Annotated in this window: 13 protein-coding genes; 6 read left to right on the top strand and 7 right to left on the bottom strand. The window is 71.7% G+C overall.

Translation table 11 applies throughout. From position 1 onward, the window contains the following. From D7X32_RS38295 to D7X32_RS38285, 3 genes are all read right to left on the bottom strand, one after another. Positions 1-945, bottom strand: a 945-nt coding sequence (locus D7X32_RS38295) for a glycosyltransferase (protein WP_244239414.1), incomplete at its 3' end; no start/stop codon positions are given. A gap of 86 nt (positions 946-1,031) precedes the next feature. Then, positions 1,032-2,198, bottom strand: a complete 1,167-nt coding sequence (locus D7X32_RS38290; RefSeq protein ID WP_120607470.1) for a GNAT family N-acetyltransferase — start codon at positions 2,196-2,198, stop codon at positions 1,032-1,034. Next, the gene (locus D7X32_RS38285; protein ID WP_120607469.1) at positions 2,198-3,013 is read right to left on the bottom strand and encodes a glycosyltransferase family 2 protein; all 816 of its coding nucleotides are present in this window, start codon (positions 3,011-3,013) and stop codon (positions 2,198-2,200) included. The genes D7X32_RS38290 and D7X32_RS38285 overlap by 1 nt, the downstream gene beginning before the upstream one ends. Positions 3,014-3,149: 136 nt before the next feature. On the opposite strand from D7X32_RS38285, the gene D7X32_RS38280 reads away from it, so the two are divergent. Then, positions 3,150-4,049: an alpha/beta hydrolase gene (locus D7X32_RS38280; protein WP_171449096.1), complete on the top strand. Its 900-nt coding sequence runs from the start codon at positions 3,150-3,152 to the stop codon at positions 4,047-4,049. Here D7X32_RS38280 and D7X32_RS38275 read toward each other — a convergent pair. Then, positions 4,036-4,872: an arginyltransferase gene (locus tag D7X32_RS38275; protein WP_120607468.1), complete on the bottom strand. Its 837-nt coding sequence runs from the start codon at positions 4,870-4,872 to the stop codon at positions 4,036-4,038. The two genes, D7X32_RS38280 and D7X32_RS38275, sit on opposite strands and share 14 nt — an antisense overlap. Before the next feature lie 176 nt (positions 4,873-5,048). Between D7X32_RS38275 and D7X32_RS45750 the strand changes: the two genes are divergently transcribed. The 3 genes from D7X32_RS45750 to D7X32_RS38265 all read left to right on the top strand — a co-directional run bounded on the left by D7X32_RS45750 (position 5,049) and on the right by D7X32_RS38265 (position 7,821). Further along, entirely contained in the window at positions 5,049-5,219 is a 171-nt protein-coding gene (locus tag D7X32_RS45750) for a hypothetical protein (protein WP_158625837.1), read from the top strand. 281 nt (positions 5,220-5,500) lie between these two features. Continuing rightward, positions 5,501-6,361 (top strand): glycosyltransferase family 2 protein, encoded by an 861-nt coding sequence (locus D7X32_RS38270; RefSeq protein WP_120607467.1) that lies wholly within the window; start codon positions 5,501-5,503, stop codon positions 6,359-6,361. 14 nt (positions 6,362-6,375) lie between these two features. Next, the gene (locus tag D7X32_RS38265) at positions 6,376-7,821 is read left to right on the top strand and encodes a type III PLP-dependent enzyme domain-containing protein (protein ID WP_120607466.1); all 1,446 of its coding nucleotides are present in this window, start codon (positions 6,376-6,378) and stop codon (positions 7,819-7,821) included. Between the two features lie 4 nt (positions 7,822-7,825). On the opposite strand, the gene D7X32_RS38260 is transcribed toward D7X32_RS38265, so the two are convergent. Next, a complete protein-coding gene (locus tag D7X32_RS38260) occupies positions 7,826-9,145 on the bottom strand; it encodes a carboxylate--amine ligase (RefSeq protein ID WP_171449099.1) in 1,320 nt (439 codons plus the stop codon). A 311-nt stretch (positions 9,146-9,456) separates the two neighbouring features. Continuing rightward, positions 9,457-10,275, bottom strand: coding sequence for a methylase (locus D7X32_RS38255; RefSeq protein ID WP_120607471.1), 819 nt, complete (start codon positions 10,273-10,275; stop codon positions 9,457-9,459). Between the two features lie 301 nt (positions 10,276-10,576). On the opposite strand from D7X32_RS38255, the gene D7X32_RS38250 reads away from it, so the two are divergent. Together D7X32_RS38250 and D7X32_RS38245 are read left to right on the top strand one after the other, a co-directional pair. Continuing rightward, a complete protein-coding gene (locus D7X32_RS38250) occupies positions 10,577-11,185 on the top strand; it encodes a hypothetical protein (RefSeq protein WP_147450430.1) in 609 nt (202 codons plus the stop codon). An 83-nt stretch (positions 11,186-11,268) separates the two neighbouring features. Continuing rightward, positions 11,269-12,306, top strand: coding sequence for a hypothetical protein (locus D7X32_RS38245; RefSeq protein ID WP_120607464.1), 1,038 nt, complete (start codon positions 11,269-11,271; stop codon positions 12,304-12,306). On the opposite strand, the gene D7X32_RS38240 is transcribed toward D7X32_RS38245, so the two are convergent. Next, on the bottom strand, positions 12,261-13,853 hold the full coding sequence (locus D7X32_RS38240; protein ID WP_120607463.1) for an MBL fold metallo-hydrolase: 1,593 nt from the start codon (positions 13,851-13,853) through the stop codon (positions 12,261-12,263). The two genes, D7X32_RS38245 and D7X32_RS38240, sit on opposite strands and share 46 nt — an antisense overlap. Positions 13,854-13,980 lie beyond the last annotated feature (127 nt).

Below are 13,980 nucleotides of genomic sequence, written 5' to 3'. Positions count from 1 at the left end.
GACCAGCACCCCCGCCCGCCCTCCGTCCAGGGCCTCCGCGGGGCCTGAGGGACAGTCCGTGCTGACGATGGGGCAGCCCAGCGCGAGCGCCTCCAGCAGCACCATGGGCAGCCCCTCGAAGCGCGAGGACAGGGCGAACGCCGTGGCCCGCCGCATCAGCGCGTGCGGGTTGTCCGCGTAGCCCGGCATGAACACGGAAGCCCCCACGCCCAGTTCCGCCACCAGCGCCTTCAGCTCCGCCTCCAGCGAGCCCACTCCCAGGATGAGCAGGTGGGTGTCCGCCCCGGCGGCCCGCATCCGGGCATGCGCGCGGATGAGCACGTCGAAGGACTTCTGCGGCTCCAGCCGGCCCACCGCGATGACCACGGGCTTCTGGAACACCGGCTCCGCCCACGCGGGCAGGGGGGCATCCGCCGCGGCGCGGATCCGCTCCGCGTCCACGAAGTTGGGGATGACCTCCAGCCGCTCCCGGTCCACGTTCACCAGCTCCGCGAACGCCTTCGCGGAGTCGTAGCCACACGCCACGATGCGGTCCATGCCCGGGTAGAGCACCTTCAGGCCCCAGAGCTGACGCTTCGGCTGCTCGCGGTGGAAGGCTCCCCAGTCGAAGTGCACCATCCCCAACACCGGCTTGCCCAGCAGGGCCCCCGCCATCCGCGCCAGCAGGGCCGCCCGCCCCTCCTGCCCGGAGACGATGATGTCCGCCTTGCGCGCCTCGTGGAACAGCCGCCAGAGCATCCGCGGCAGCTCCCAGCGCCGGTAGGCCTCCACGCCCACGCCCCAGGAGATGGGCACGTCCGCGGGGATGCGCCCGCGCGTGTCCGGCGGCGGCGGCCCGTGGTGGAAGAACAACGAAGGATCGAACCGCTCCCGGTCCAGGCCCGCCAACACGTTGCACACGGAGCGCTCGATGCCCCCCGTCCCCATGAAGACGAGCGTGAACAAGACGCGTCGCCGCCCGGTGGCCGGGACTGCCATCTCTCGCTGCGCGTGCAGTTCCAATGTCTGGGATTCCCGGTAAGAAACGATTTTCAATCTCCCGCCCGGCGCGCGAGCGTCCGACGGGCCCACCCCTGGAGTTGCTCGTTGCTCAATAGCGCACGCACCTTGCGATAGGTAGCGAAGGCCACGCGGCCCCGCCACTCAGGAGACAGTTGAACGGCGTCATGCCGGTGGATCTCCCGGGGTCCCCAGCGCAGCTTCGAAACATCCCGTCCCGACGATAAATGGGCGACCTTCAACCCCTGCGCGATGCCGTATTGGAGGGCCTCCGCCACGGTGGTGGTCATCACGCTGTAGTCACTCCACCGGGGCAGGTAGCCCGAGTAGTAGAGATACAACGTATCGCCCAGCACGAAACCCACGCGGGTGGCGACCACGGCCCCGCCAATACACAGTTGAAACACCCGGACGCAGTCCTGCCGGGCGAGCTCCTGACACAGGTCCGCGAGGAAACCCCGGGCCCGCGGCGAGCTGAACACGTCGCGGTGACGCACCGCCGCGTCCTGCGACTCCGCGCGGGCCTGATGCAGCTGGAAGAACGTGGTGAGCGCCGGGGCGACCTCCTCCGGCGTGCGCGCGACCTGGAAGGTGAAGGAGAGCCCGTCGCGCTTGAGCGAGTTGTAGCACTTGCGCAGCGATTCCTTGATGTTTCGCGAGCGGCCCGCCTTGAACGCCTCCCACGTGGGCGCGAGCTCCAGCACGTACGCGGGCACCTCGTGCACGGGCGTGAGCGGCGACATCCGCGAGAGCTCCCCCACCGCGGGACCTTCCAGGTCCAACCCGCTCCAGAGGATCCAATCCCATCCGGACGCGTGCGCGCGCAGGTGGCGCGTGACGGCCGCGAAGGAGGGGGCCTCCAGCTCCGGCGCGCAGATGAGCCCGCGCAGCTCCGTGACGTTCGGATCCGCGCCCAGGAACTGGAGCACCCGCACGCGCACGGGCCCCGTGCCCGGCCGCTCCGTGCGCATGAGCGGGGCCACGGCGCGCAGGGCGCCGTCCGCGCTCCGCAGCGCGAGCACGCAGAGGTGGTCGCGCACGCTGTGGCGCTGCTCCTGGAAGTGGCGCCACCAGGTGACGTTCCACTCCCAGGTGGCGAAGGGCAGCCCCTTCCCCAAGCGGGCCGCCAGCGCGCGCCACTCGGGGCCCAGCGCGTGCAGCCCCTCCACCGTGTCCACCTGTTCGACGGTGAGGCGCATCAGAGCCACCGCAGGAAGGTGCGCGTGGCCAGCCGGAGCGCGGTGTGTTCCGCCGCGCCCCACTCCCGCCGGTAGCGTTCGTGGATGAGCCGGTACGCGCTCACCGCCTTGCTCGCGTCGCGCTCGTTGTGCATCAGCGACGGCGCGCCGGTGCGGTACTCCAGCACCACCCGGTCCAGGAACACCGCGCCCGCGCGGCGGATGGCGCGCAGGTAGAAGTCCACGTCCTCCACCAGCGGCAGCCGCGCGTCGTAGCCGCCCAGCGCGGGCAGCAGCTCCCGGCGGATGAGGCACGCGGAGTTCACCAGCACCGTGGGGCGGAACAGCATGTTCGCCACCATCCAGCGCCGCGACCCCAGCCGCTGCGCCACGCGGGCCCGGCGCGCCGCGTCCTCGAAGTAGGCCGTCTGCCGGGCGAGCACCCCGGCGTCCTCACCGAAGGGCGCCACGCGGCCAAAGGCCACGCCCCGGTCCGCTTTCACGTCGAGCGCCTGCATGAGCGCCCGGTAGGCCCCCGGCGCCACGCGGTCGTCGTCGTCCAGGAAGTGCAGGTAACGGCCGGTGGTGAGCGGCCAGCCCTCGTTGCGCACCGTGGCGGGATTGCCGCCGGTGGGCACGTCGCGCTTCACGTAGCGCACGCGCGCATCCCCCAGCGCCAGGACGGGCTCCCGCGCGGAGCCCTCCGGGCTGTCGTCCAGGACGAGCACCTCCACGCGCACGCCGTCGTCCGCCTGGGACAGCGCGCTCCGCACCGCCTCGCCCACGAGCACGGGCCGGCGGAAGGTGGGCACCACCACGGAGACATCGGGCGTCATGTCAGCACCTCCAGCCACGGCACTCCCAGGTGCGCCAGGCGAGGCAGGGCTCGGGCCTTACTGCTTGGGGGCTCAACGAGCCCGGGGGCCTCCTGCCGGGAATCAGACTCCGGGTATAGGCTCACATTCCATCCTCGTGAAGAAACCCATCCCTCCCCGTCCCGCCCGCCTCATCGCGCTCGCCCTCCTGGGCGTGCTCGCGGTGGTGGCGTTCATCGCGTACCGCAACGTCCGCACCGCACGCGCCGTCTTGCACCCATCGCGCCAGCCGTTGAATCCGGTGGCGGCGGAAAGGCTCGGGGAGCGCACGGACGTGGTGCTGCGCACGCGCGACGGCCTGACGCTGCGCGGCTGGTACCTGCCGTCGCACAACCACGCGGCGGTGGTGGTGATGCACGGCTTCGCGGAGAACCGCACGCAGATGCTCTTCGAGGCGGAGGTGCTCTCCCGCGCGGGCTACGGCGTGCTGCTCTTCGACTCGCGCGGCCACGGCGAGAGCGAGGGCGACCTGGTGACGTGGGGCGACCGCGAGCGCGAGGACCTGCGCGCGGCGGTGGATTTCGTCTCGCACCGCGACGACGTGGATCCCTCACGGCTGGGCGTGCTGGGCTTCTCCATGGGAGGCACCACCGCGATGCTGGAGGCGCTGGAGGATCCGCGTCTCAAGGCGGTGGCCGCGGCGGGCGCGTATCCGTCGCTGGAGGCGGACACGCGCTACAGCTATGGCAAGTGGGGGCCGCTGAGCGTCCAGCCGGTGCTCTGGACCATGCGCCTGTCCGGCGTGGACGTGGACGCGGTGAACCCCATGAAGCACCTGTGTGATTTGAAGGGCCGGCCGCTCCTGCTGATCAACGGCGACGTCGACGAGTACGCACCTGCGTTCCTCCAGGACGCGCTGTTCCAGGCCGCGTGCGAACCCAAGTCGTACTGGGTGGTGCCCGGCGCGCACCACGGCGAGTACGCGAAGAAGGCCCCGGAGGAGTACGCGAACCGCCTGCGCGACTTCTTCGACGCGGCGCTGCTCAGCGGCTCCTGACGGCTTCCGGGCCCTCCGGCCGCGGCACTGACGCGGGTTCTGGCGCGTCAGGCGCGGGCGCTGGCGCGTCAGGCGCGGGCGCGTCAAGCGCGGCGCTCCACACGGGCGGCGCATCCAGTTCGGGGCGTCCCTCCAGCAGTTCGTGCGGACGGAAGCCGGCCTTGTAGCGCAGCGAGTCGCACGCGAGCACGCGGTAGCCCAGGTACACGTGGGGGATGCCCCGCTCGCGCGCCAGCTCCACCTGGAACAGCACGCTCGCCTTGCCCAGCGACAGCCGCGCGTAGGCCGGGTCGTAGAAGAAGTACACCGCGCTCCACGCGTGCGGCGTCTCGTCGCACAGGCCCAGGCCCACCAGCTTCGGGCCCGCCGGATCGCTGTCGTCGTACCAGGCCACCTCGCGCGCGGACGGGTGCGGGAAGGCGAACTGGAGCGAGTACTCGCGCGCGCCCATTTCGGACGCCTCCCATTCGCGCGACGACTCCCGGTCCGCGTGCCACGCGCGGTACAGCGCCAGGCGTTCTTCGTCCACGCGCGGCGGGCCTACCTCCACGCGCAGGTGCGCGCACGCGGCGCGGGCCCGGCGCTGGCTGCGGTTGGGCGTGAAGCCCGCCACCGGCACGCGCAGGGACACGCACTCGTTGCACGCCGCGCACGCGGGCCGGAAGTACTGCGGCCCGAACCGGCGCCAGCCGCGCACCAGCAGGTGCTCGTACTCCTGCGCCGTCACATTGCGCATCAGCAGCGTCTCCAGGGACGCCTCCCGGTCCGGCAGGTAGCTGCACGGGCGCGGGGTCTCGATTTCATGTGCCAGCAGGACGGCCATCGGTGTTCCCTTCCTGTCGGCCCCGGGCCCCCGCGTCAAGCCATGCCTGCCCGGCTGGCGACCCACCTTTCGTCGGAAACGACCCGTCCGTGAGGGTGGTGCCGTATCAACAAATGGCACAACGACTGCAGGTTACCGGCTGAAGCCGTACCGCTTGCGGAAAAGGACGAACGCACATGGCCCGCGAGGAACTGCATCCCGGATGGCTGCCGCTGGACCCCGAGGAGGCCGACGCCCCCCTCTGGAGCGACGCGTTTCCAGAGGAGGGTGACGCTTCGCACCGCGCCGCCGGGGCCGGCCTCGTGGAGGACCTGGACGCGTTCGACTTCGCCGTCGCCAGCTACTGAAACCCGTGGGCAGGCGGCCACGGTGTGGCAATCCTGTCGCGATCCGACTGCAAGTCTTGCCGGTCCGTCTGCAGATATTGCCGGTCCGCGCCCCTGAAGGGGCCGTAGAAACTTCCGAGAAACCGCGAGAACGCCTCCCGCGTTCGCTTCCCCGGACACCGGGCGGGTAACCCCGGACACAGGGGGCGGGGCGCAATGCCCCCGGGTGGCGCAATGCCCCGCGTGTGGCGGGGCACGGCTGCTTCTCAGTCGTGGGGCGCCACCGGTATAAACCGGGGCCTATGTCATCAATCGACGTCTCGGTCGTGATGCCCACGTACAAGCGCGAGAAGGACGTGGTGGAGGCCATCCACTCCGCGCTGCGTCAGGAAGGCGTCCAGGTGGAGGTGATCGTCCTGGATGACTCCGCGGAGGGCACGGCCCGCGACGCGGTGCAGGGCATTGGCGATCCGCGCGTGCGCTACTTCAAGCAGGAGGTGCCGTCCAAGGGGCGCCCCGCGCTGGTGCGCAACCACGGCGCCACCCTGGCCCAGGGCCGCTACCTGCACTTCCTGGACGACGACGACATGCTCGCCGAAGGGGCGCTGAAGGCCATGGTGACGGCGCTGGACGCGCGGCCGGACGCGGGCGTGGCGGTGGGCTGGGTGGTGCCCTTCAGCGAGGATCCGGAGTGGCTGGAGGACAAGAGCAGCTACTTCGAGCGGGTCGCGAAGGTGGGCGCCACCACGCCCAACAGCGCGTGGACGGTGGCGCACATCCTGTTCCTGGGCACGCTGTACGTGAACTCCGCGTGCATGGTGCGCCGCGAATACTTCCAGCCCCTGGGCGGGTTCGATCCGAACATCCCCGTCTACGAGGACGTGGACTTCTACATGCGCGGCATCCGCCGCTACGGCCACGTCTACGTGAACCGGCCCATCCTCAACTACCGGGTGGGCAAGCCGTCGCTGATGCACGACCTGGGCAAGAAGGGTGAGAAGGTGGAGAAGTCCGTGGCGGAGTCCAACGCCATCATCCACAACAAGTACCGGCGCGAGCACGGCGAGCTGGAGTACCGGCTCCTGCAGCTGGCCACGCGCGCGCTGAAGAGCCGCTTCGGCCTGACGCGCTTCCTTCCCCTCAAGCTGCCCGGCGTTTCCTGAAAGGGCCCCACCCCGTGAGCCTGCGTCGTCGTCTCGTTGGAACCGCCAAGCGGCAGTTGAAGCAGACCCTGGGGCCCGTCGTGCAGCGCGCGATGGCCCCCGCGCGCGCCTTCCTCCCCCCTGAAACGTGGAGCCTGGAGTCGCGCGCCGGCCAGGGCCTCTTCCTGGAGGGCGTGTCGCTGTCGAAGCTCGCCAGCGAGTACGGCTCGCCGCTGCACGTGGTGCACCTGGCGGCGCTGCACCGCAACGCGGACGCGTTCCAGGCCGTGCCCCCGGGCGCGGCGGGCGGCTGCGAGGTGTATTACTCGTACAAGACCAACCCCGTGCCGGGCGTGCTGTCCGCGCTGCACGCGCGCGGCGTGGGCGCGGAGGTGATCTCCGCCTACGAGCTGTGGCTCGCGCTCAAGCTGGGCGTGGCGCCGGAGCGCATCGTCTACAACGGCCCGGTGAAGTCGGACGCGTCCATCCGCGAGTCCATCACCCGGGGCATCGGCCTGCTGGCCGCGAACCACCGCGAGGAGCTGGACGTCTTCTCACGCCACGCGGCGGAGCTGGGCAAGCATCCGCGCGTGGCCGTGCGGGTGACGACGGCCACGGGCTGGACGTCGCAGTTCGGCACGCCCATCGCGGGAGGCCAGGCGCTGGCGGCGTACCGGCAGGCGCTGTCCGCGGGAAACCTGGACGTGGTGGGTCTGCACGCGCACCGGGGCGAGCTGATCCGCACGGAAGGAGAGCTGGAGGGCTTCGTCGGCTCGGTGCTGGACTTCGCGGATGAGCTGCACCGCGAGCTGGGGTTGGACCTGGAGGTGCTGGACCTGGGCGGAAGCCTCTGCACGCCGACGGTGGAGCACATCGAGCAGAAGGACTGGCGGCTCAACCTCACCTTCCAGCGCGACCTGCCCGCGCCGGACTTCGCGGCGGCGCTCTCCATCGAGCGGTACGTGGCGAAGGTGGTGGCCCAGGTGGAGTCGCACTACGCGAAGCAGGGCCGCAAGCGCCCGCGCATCTTCCTGGAGCCGGGCCGCGCGATGACGGGCAACACGCAGCTCTTGCTGGGCCGCGTGCACGCGCTCAAGGACGGCGGCGAGCGGACGTGGGCGGTGCTCGACATGGGCATCAACCACGCGGAATGCGTGCGCAACGAGTACCACCAGCTCTTCCACGTGGAGCAGCCGGCCGCGCCCGCGCACCGGGCGTACACGGTGGTGGGCCCCATCTGCACCCCGGGCGACACGCTGTACCACGCGGTGCGGCTGCCGGAGCTGAAGGTGGGCGACACGCTGGCCATCATGGACGCGGGCGCGTACTTCGTGCCCTTCGGCACGTCCTTCTCCTTCCCGCAGCCGGCCATCGTGGGCGTGGAGGGCGGGAAGGTGCGGCTCTTGCGCCGGGCGGAGACGCACGAGGACCTGGTCACCTTCGACGACCCGGTCCCCGCGGCCCCTCGCGCCGCGGGCTAGCGGCTCAGCGGTTGAAGACCATCATCCGCAGGAAGGCGCGCGGGTGGCGCGCGGCCCCGTAGGAGATGGTGGCCAGCTCCACCGCCGCGGGCATCATGTCGTCCCGGTCGATGAGCGGATCCACCGCCGTCTCCTTGTGGACGTTGAACCACTGCCGCCACTGCCGGGCCTCGTCGGCCGGCAGCGCGCCGGACAGCCGCTGGAGGTTGAGCAGCATCTCCAGCGCGATGCGGTTGCAGAACACCGCGTCCTCGTGCGCCGCGGCGGCGTCACGCGCGTCCTCCACGGCCCGCTCCAGCGCGTCCCGGTCCCCCGTGGCCGCGTGGTACGCGAGCAGCGGCAGGGGCAGCCCCCGCGCGATGTCGAAGCCCATCTGCCCGTAGAAGCGCGGATTGAAGTCGATGAGGAGGTACGAGTCCTTCGTCTGGATGAACTCCACCTCGAAGACGCCGTGGTAGCCCAGCTTCTTGCACAGCCGGGTGAGGCCCGCGACGAGGTCCGGGCGCAGCGGCGCGGACTCGAAGCAGACGCCCACGCCCAGGCGGCGCGGACGCTGGAGGACCTTCATCGCGGCGCGGGCCTCGAAGAGCTCACCGGATTCGTCCACGAAGCCGGAGAGGCTGTAGATGCCCTCCGCGGCCTCCGGGTGGAACTCCTGCACCATGGGGTTCACCACGGCCGGGTCGAACTTCACGAGCATGGGCGCGTAGGTGTCGCGCGCGAACTCGCGGTACTCGCGCGCCAGGTCGTCCGGCGACGACACCGGCTGGCCCTTGCGGTGGGTGGCGTGGAGGATCTGCGTGGTGGGCTTGAGCAGCACCGGGAACTTCGCCTCGCGGCGCACCTGCTCCAGGTCCTCCTCGGACTGGGGGAACCAGGTGCGCGGCAGGTGCAGGCCCGCTTGCGTCCCCAGCTCATACAGGCGGCGCTTGTTGAGCAGCCCGTACACCGCGTCCACGCCCGGGTCGTAGAGGTGGAAGAGGTCCTCCAGCTTGGAGCGGTGCGCGGAGATGAGCCACGCCAGCTCGTCGCTCGTCGGGTAGAGCACGTGCTTGACGGGCTCGCGCAGGCCGAAGTCCACCAGCCACTGGAGGAAGGCCTCCGGCTGCGATTCCGGCGGGCACTGCACGCGGCGGCTGACGAAGCGCGAGTAGCTGGCCGGCCCCAACCGGCCGGTGTCCGCCACCGTCACGTCCACGCCGTGGCGGCCCAGACAGCGGGCGGCGGCCAGGGTGCCGTAGAAGTTGGCGGAGAACAGCAACGCGGGGGGGCGGGCCGCGATGACGGCCGCGGGGGCCTCACCGGAGTAGGCGGCCTCTTCCATCTCATGCTCCAGGTTCGCGGGGTCGGCCTCGCGGCGCGGGCGCGCGGCGGAACGACGGGATTGGCGTTGGGGGCGCTGCGCGAGGCGGCGGCCCCCGAGGTCTGGGGTCGACGGGCCGGCGACGGCGGTGCTGGCCATCAGCCCCGCGGCGAGAAGCGTCAGAAGGTGCCTGTTCATGTCGAGCCGTCTGCCTCCAACGGTTCGGGGAGCCGCCGGAAGCCCAATTCCCGACAGAATACCTTTTCCGGCAGCGCTTGGGACCGGCCCCCTCACGATTGCATCCTCAAGGAGTGGCCAGGCTCAGCCCCGCTTCAAGCCGGCGTGCCGCCGGGTGGGCTCCAGCGCAGACAGCCCCGGGTCAGGAGCCAGGCGTCGGTGGAGACCCCTTGGGTCATCCGGGCGAGGCGCAGCACGGATTCAGCGAAGGCGTCCGGAGGCTGTGTGTGGCCTTCGGCGCGCGCGGCCTTCCATGCCGCCTCCCACGCCTGGAAGAAGGCATGGATGGGCTCGCCGGGGCGGACGCGGCGGCGCAGGTCGCGGGGCAGCCAGTCGCGCAGCAGCAGCGGCGCGAAGCCCCGGGAGAAGTCGGTGTGGAAGAGGAGGCCCTCGCGCGCGGGGGTTCCGGCGTCCGGCGTCCGGCGCAGCAGGTGGGCCACCAGCACCGCGCCGTCCGTGTCGGACGACCCCTCCACGAGCAGCCCGCCAGGCAGCAGGTGCCGCGACATCGCGCGGTGGGCCTCCGGGATGCGCTCCGGCGGCCCCTGGCGCAGCAGGTTCATGGCGCGCACCAGACGGGCGGGCTCATCCGGTGACAGGGGGAGCGCGAAGCCGCCCTCGCGGAAGTGCGTGCGCGCGTCCGCGTGGTCCCGCGCGGCGGCCACGGCGCGTTCGGCCTCCAGCTCCACGCCCACGATGGACAGCTCCGGGCTCAGCGCGCGGAAGGCGGTGGCGCTCTCCAGCGTGGTCCACGGGTGTTCGCCGAAGCCCACGTCCACGAAGACAGCGCGGGCCCAGGGGCCGTCATCCCGCGTGAGGAGCCCGGCCTCGAACTGGCACAGGTACGCGTCCAGTGCGCGCAGGCGCCCACGCGCGGTCCTACCCCGGGTGCGGGTGTCCAGCTCTTCGGCCATGCCCACGACATCGGCGCTCCGGCCCCGTGGCGTCAAGCCCTGGTCCCGAGGGGCCGGCTCCGTTGTAGCGCTGGATGTCATTGCCGGGCCCTGGCCGTAACACGGCATGTCACAGCCTCTGTCATCTGCCTTTGATACATCCGAGGGCGCGCCTCTGGAGCCGGGGGAAACGCGGCCGTGTGAGGGGTTGGCATCGTCACTGCACAGGGGGCCCGCCGATGTCGAAGTCCCGTGGTGTCAGTGATTGCAGTTCCCCCTCGAAGCGATTGGTTCCCCGTCCCCCATGATCACTTCCAGCTTCATGCGTTCCTCCCTCGTTGCCGCCCTCCTCCTCTCCGGCTCCGCCTTCGCGGGCGAGTCCCGGTACGCTTCGGCCGCCGCGGCCGCCTGCACCGAGCTCAAGACCGAGTTGGCGCAGGGCGCGAAGGAGCAGGGCCTCGCGATCAACGAGGAGGAGATCGGCACCCTCACGTCGGAGTTCGCCACCGTCGTGGCGACGAACATCGCGGGCTACGAGAAGGTCCCCGCCACGGATTACGCGAAGGGCGTGGACGCGGCCTTCGTCTACATCGACTCCCCCGAGGCGGGCATTCCGGCGGGCCACTACCGCGTGAACGTCCGCGCCAAGCCGGAAGACATCAAGGTGGGCAAGTACAAGGCCATCGCCAGCCTCATCGACAAGGACGGCAAGGAGGTCGCGCAGCGTGCGACGGTCATCGAGACCTTCCCCTCGGCGGTGAAGTCGGCGCGCTATGGCTCGCCGATGAGCGTGGGCATCCAGCAGCAGACCGTCAACGACTGGAACCTCACGCGCTTCCGCAAGACGATCATCGTCGTCATCGTGCACTCCTGGGGCGTCACGGTCATCGACCTGTTCGGCACGGACTACAGCAGCTACTACGGCTTCTAGGCCCACGTTCCGCCGCCGGGAGCCCTCGGGTTCCCGGCGGTGCGATTTTCGTCCCGCCCACGAGGCACCTAGAGTGTGGGCCCGTGAGCCTTCCGTCCGCCTCCTGTCCCCGCTGTGGCGCGCCCCGCGTGGACGGGCCCGAGTGCCCGGCGTGCGGCGTCATCTACCTGCGCGCGGAGGTGCGCGCCGCCACCCGTCAGTCCGAAGCCCGCGACCGCGAGGCCCGTGAGGCCGTCCAGCGCGAGGCCGAGGACCAGCGGGCCGCGCTGCGCGAGGCCCTGGAGGCCCACACCGCGCCCACGTTCACGCCGGCCCTGGTCGCGGCGCGGCCCGAACCGGACCCCGCCACGGAGGGCATCACCTTCCACGGGGCGGAGACGGACAGCGAGGGCCCCCTGGAGGCGCGGCTGCGGCTGGCGGTGTTGCCGGCCGCGCTCGTCATCGCCTGGCTCGCGGTCGGTTCACCGGGTTTCCATGCGCTGCTGCGCGTCTTCCTCACGATGCCGGTGCATGAGGTGGGGCACGCCGTCACCGCGTGGTTCTGCGGCTTCAGCGCCACGCCCTCGCTGTGGGTGACGAGCGTGTCGGAGGACCGCTCGACGTTCATGATCATCGTGGTGTCGGGGCTCCTGGGAGCGCTCGTGTGGCAGGGCTGGAAGCGCCGCCAGTGGGCGTGGCTGGGCGTGGGCGCGGGGCTGCTCGCGGCGCACTGGGCGGGCACGTTCGGGCTCACCCGGGACCAGGGCCGGGCCCTCTTCTCCTTCGGCGGCGACGCGGGCCTGATGGTGCTGGGCACGCTGCTGATGGCCACGTTCTACGTGCCGCGGGGCCACTACCTCCACCGGCACCAGCTGCGCTGGGGCTTCGTCGCCATGGGCGCCGCGGCGTTCATGGACGGCTTCGAGCAGTGGTGGGCGGCGCGCACCGACGTGGACCGCATCCCCTTTGGCCGCATCGAAGGCGTGGGCCTGAGCGACCCCAGCGCCCTGGTGGAGACGTACGGCTGGAACGTCCGCACCGTCATCCACGGGTACGTCACGGTGGGCGTCGTCTGCCTCGCGCTCCTGGGCGCGCTCTACCTGCGGGGCCTCTGGACGGCCCGCGACGCCTTGCGCGGCTGAGGCTCGGCCTCGCGCCAGTTCCCGAACGGCCACTCGAACCCCGGCGTGCTGAGCACCTCCGGCTTCCGGACGCCGCGCCAGCGCAGGGCCTCGCCGGGCCGCAGGAGGAGCGCTTGCGGCCCTTCGCCCTGCTCCTTCCGCACCTGCGCCAGCCGCTCCGGATATGGATCCGCGTCCGGGTTCTCGTCCATGTTGCTCGCGCCCGCGACAGGCTCGCCCGGATAGCCGGAGTAGCGCGGGCCCATGCCCTCGCGCCAGTACCAGGGGGCACCGCCGTCCGCGCAGGGCACCACGTAGCGCGCGCCCAGGAGCGCGCCGTAGCGCAGCGCCTCCTCCGGGCCCGCCATCAAGCGCTGCGGCGTGGTGAGCGCGTCGCGCGGCACGTTGACCAGGAACGCATCCAGCGTGGTGAAGCCGAAGAAGATGGGCGGCAGCCGGAAGCCGCGCACGCCGCAGAAGAGCACGTCCACCGGGCCCTGCTGCTTGCGCACGCGGCGGCACACCGCGGCCATGTCCCCTCGCACGTCGTGGCCCGCGTCCGCGAAGAAGGCGGCGGAGAAGTCCGGCGAGCGCACGAGCCACGTGTTGCCCTCGTTGTAGAGGTCCGGGTGCGGCCCTTCTCCGTCGGTGGGCTGCTCGCCGTGGAAGGGCAGCGCGCGCACCGTCACGTCGCCCACCTGCCGCGTCTCGCCCCAGCGCAGGGGCTCCACGCGCGTGAAGCCCAGCTGATTCAGCCGCAGCGCGCAGTCCGTGGAGAAGAGGCTCTCGCGCGCCACCGCCGGCACGAAGATGCGCGTGTCGCGCGGCAGGGGCAGCAGCGAGCCCAGGTGGAAGTGGTCCCCGTGTGAATGGGTGATGACCACCGCGTCCACCCGCCCCAGGTCCCCCGCCTGCAACGACCCGTAGCCGGGCAGGTCCGCCTCGCCCGTGGGGCGGAAGTACGGATCCACCAGCACGCGCCCTTCCCTGCCCGACACCAGCACCGTGTTGTGTCCCACGAAGAGGGCCCCCGGCCCCGGCACGTCCACCGGCCCCGCGTGGCGCACCAGCCAGCCGGCCTGCGACAGGTCGCCCAACAGCTCGCCCACGATGGGCGTGGTGGCCAGCGCGCGCAGCTCCTCGCGCGTCGCGCCCCGGGCGAGCGACGCGAACAGGTCCGCCACCACGGGCCAGTCCTTCGCCCGCACCGGCACGTCCAGCCCCAGTGAGTCCTGGCGCAGGTGCAGCACGCGCGGGCGGTGGCGCAGCGGATCCGGGAAGAGGACGTCGTCGCGCAGCACGCGCCGGCCCATGCGCCGCTTCGTGCCCTGGCAGAGCGCGGCGTAGCGGGGCGTGTCCTCCAGCCAGCGGATGAGCGCGTCGGCCTCGCGCAGCGCGCCCTCGCGGCCCAGCGCGGCGATGTGACGCTTCAGCGGCACCTGCGCGCGGCGCACCGGACGCGCGGTGGGCCCCTGGATGCTGCACCCCAGGTCCTCGTGGTGGTCGGCCTCCGTGCGGGCGGAGGCGAGGACGGCCAGGCTGACGCCGCGGTGCAGGGTGAATCGCATGCGTGCGACGTCGCATGGCGCCAGGGCCTTCGCAAGGGCTTGCGCTTGCGACCGGCCGCCGGGCCGCCCGCGACCGTGCGGGTTGTGGGCCCCTGGCGAGGCCGGTACCCTCCCCGCACCCATGGCC

The organism is Corallococcus carmarthensis (assembly GCF_003611695.1).
GTDB lineage: Bacteria > Myxococcota > Myxococcia > Myxococcales > Myxococcaceae > Corallococcus > Corallococcus carmarthensis.
This window is presented reverse-complemented; position numbering and strand designations above follow the sequence as displayed.